Origin of the sequence: Arthrobacter sp. SDTb3-6 (assembly GCF_013376095.1) — a bacterium.
In the GTDB taxonomy this organism is placed as follows: Bacteria; Actinomycetota; Actinomycetes; order Actinomycetales; family Micrococcaceae; genus Specibacter.
In genome coordinates, this window is sequence record NZ_JAAMFN010000090.1 from 1 (window position 1) to 2,961 (window position 2,961).

Annotated in this window: 3 protein-coding genes; all 3 read right to left on the reverse strand. The window is 64.1% G+C overall.

What is annotated here, in order from left to right; translation table 11 throughout:
• Positions 1-947: ATP-binding cassette domain-containing protein (locus G6035_RS19350; protein ID WP_176618729.1), on the reverse strand; the 947-nt coding region annotated here is incomplete at its 3' end.
• 14 nt (positions 948-961) lie between these two features.
• The gene (locus G6035_RS19355) at positions 962-2,008 is read right to left on the reverse strand and encodes an ABC transporter permease (protein ID WP_176618730.1); all 1,047 of its coding nucleotides are present in this window, start codon (positions 2,006-2,008) and stop codon (positions 962-964) included.
• A gap of 66 nt (positions 2,009-2,074) precedes the next feature.
• On the reverse strand, positions 2,075-2,961 hold an 887-nt coding region (locus G6035_RS19360; RefSeq protein ID WP_176618731.1), incomplete at its 5' end, for a substrate-binding domain-containing protein.

A 2,961-nucleotide genomic window follows, 5' to 3' on the forward strand; every position in this document is an offset into this window, starting at 1 on the left:
TAGCGGGGCAGCTGGCCGGTGGTTTCAGCCACTTCGGCCTCGAGTTCCTGGGCGAGTTCGCCGTGGCCGCCCATGGCTTCGAGTTCGTGGGCGAGCTCGGCCAGTTCGGCACCGCCGGCCATTTGGGCCGTCAGTTCCTCCAGGGTGACGTCCTTCTTGTCGTAGTAGCCGATCGACCTGCCCCGCTTCAGGAGCAGGAAGCGGTCGCCCACGGGGAAGGCGTGGTGGGGGTTGTGGGTGATGAAGATGACGCCCAGGCCGCGGTCGCGGGCCTGCAGGATGTAGCGCAGCACCACCCCGGACTGCTTCACGCCCAGGGCCGCGGTAGGTTCGTCCAGGATCAGCGCCTTCGCCCCGAAATGCACGGCCCGCGCAATCGCCACGCACTGGCGCTCACCGCCGGAAAGCTGGCCGATGGGCTGCTCCACATCGCGCAGGTCAATGCCCATCTGTGCCAGTTCGGTCTTGGTGATCTCCTTCATGGCCTTCACGTCCAGGCGCTTGAACGGCCCGCGGCCCACGGTCAGCTCGGAGCCGAGGAAGAAGTTGCGCCAGATCGGCATCAGCCCCACCACCGCCAGGTCCTGGTACACGGCCGCGATGCCGGAATCCAGCGCCTCACGCGGGCTGCCCAGCTTCCGTTCCTCCCCCATGATCCGGAACGTGCCGGTGTCGTGCTGGTGCAGTCCGGCGATGATCTTGATCAGCGTCGACTTCCCCGCCCCGTTATCACCCAGGACACAGGTCACCCGGCCCGTGTCCACGGCCATGGTCACCTCCGTCAGGGCGATGATGTTCCCATAGTGCTTGCCCACGTTGTCCAGCTCCAGCAGGTGGACCGGGGTGTGGGTCAACGGGTCCGTTTGGTCCTTGAGCAGCGTTTCCTGGTCGATGTCCGCGGTCGCGGGGCCCCCGGACGCTTCCACTCCGGTGTGCTTGGCAGTCATGGTGGTCCGTTCCCTTACTTAAGTTCCGCACGGCGTTTGACGATCAGGTTCACGATGGTGGCCAGCAACAGCATCAGGCCCAGGAAGAACTTGAACCAGTCCGGGTTCCACTGCGCGTAAACGATGCCCTTGTTGGCCATGCCGAAGATGAACGCCCCGATCGCCCCGCCAATGGCCGAGCCGTACCCGCCGGTGAGCAGGCACCCGCCAATCACCGCGGCAATGATGTAGAGGAACTCGTTGCCAACACCCTCCCCGGACTGCACGGCGTCGAACGCGAACAGGTTGTGCATGCCCAGCACCCAGCCGCAAAAGCCCACACCCATGAACAAGCCGATCTTGGTCCACTTCACCGGCACGCCCACGGCCCGGGCCGCATTCTCATCCCCGCCCACCGCGAAGATCCAGTTCCCAACCTTCGTCCGCAGCAGGACCCACGAGGTGACGGCCACCAGGATGACCCAGATGAAGATCGGGCTCTTCAAATCCACCCCGGCAATCGTGAAATCGTTGGCGAACACGGCCTGCGCCGAGGAGAAGCCGTCCATCGTGGCGATCGACGGGGTGGCAACGCTGCCGCCGATCAACCGGGTCAGGGCCAGGTTCAAACCCGTCAGCATCAAAAACGTCGCCAGGGTGACAATGAAGCTGGGCAGCTTCGTCTTCATCAGGATCCAGCCGTTGACGAATCCGATGGCCAGGGAAACCACCAGGGCCAGGCCCACCCCGACCCACACATTCACGGAGAAGTACCAGCTGAACAAGGACGCCGTCAGCGCCGAGCTGATCACCGCGACACCGGCGGAGAGGTCGAACTCCCCGCCAATCATCAACAGCGCCACCCCCACGGCCATGATGCCGATCGTGGAGGAGCCATACAGCACCGTGGCGAAGGAATTCGCCTCCAAAAAAACCGGTGCCACAAGCGAGAAAAAAATGAACAGGACGATCGCCCCGACCAGGGCACCGATTTCGGGCCGGCCAAGGAGGTTCGAGAGCATGCTGCGCCTGCCAATGCGTTCATCCGTCAGTGGCGGCGGGGACTTTGTCATGGTTGTCATGGGTTTCTCCTGGCTTGTCCGCCGCCGGCCCGGACGGGCCGTGCCGGCGGCGGGATCAAGTCATCCTTAGCGGATGCCTTCCTGGGCAAATTTGAGCACTGCGGTGGCATTGGACTTGTCAATGATGGCCGGGCCCGTCAGCACCGGCAGCCCGCCGCCCACCTTGAAGCCGCCACGGTAGTTCTGCCACAATGCGTCAATCGAGTCATATCCCTGCAGCCACGGCTGCTGGTCCACCGTGAACTGGACCTTGCCGTCAATGATGGACTGGATCAACGCCCCGCTCAGGTCAAAGGAGGCCACCTTGACCTTGCCCGCCAGGTTCAGGGAATCCACGGCCTTCACAATGGTCGCCGTGAAGGGCGCACCCAGCCCGATGATCGCGTCCGCACCCGGCGTGGACTGCAGCTTGGCGGTCACGGTGGACGCCACCTGCGTCATGTCGGTGCCCTGCACATACAAGATCTCCGTCCCGGGCACCTTGGTCTTCACACCCGCGCAACGGGCCTCAAGGGCCACGTTGCCCTGCTCCTGGATCACACACACCGGATGCCTCACGCCCTCGGCCGCCAGCCTCGTGCCAACCGCGGCACCGGCAATGTTTTCATCCGAACCAAAGTGCGTGAACGCCCCAACGCTCTTGAACACATCCTCACCGGAATTCAGGCTGACCACCGGGATACCAGCAGCCTCCGCCTTCTTCAGCACGTCCTTCAACGCGTCGGGCTTGGCCAAGGTGACCGCAATGCCGGCCACTTTCTGGTCAATGGCCTGCTGCACCAGTTGCGCCTGCCGCCCACCGTCGGGATCCGAGGTGTAGAGCAGGTCCACATTGTCCTTCACGGCCGCTTCCTGGGCACCCTTGCGCACAATGTCCCAAAAGGTGTCGCCCGGCGCGGCATGGGTGATAAGCGCAATCTTGATGCCCGGCGTGGTGGCCACCTGGCCACCAC

Coding starts and splice junctions, on each gene's coding strand:
- G6035_RS19355 (WP_176618730.1), bottom strand. CDS start 2,008: ATGACAACCATGACAAAGTCCCCGCCGCCACTGACGGATGAACGCATT.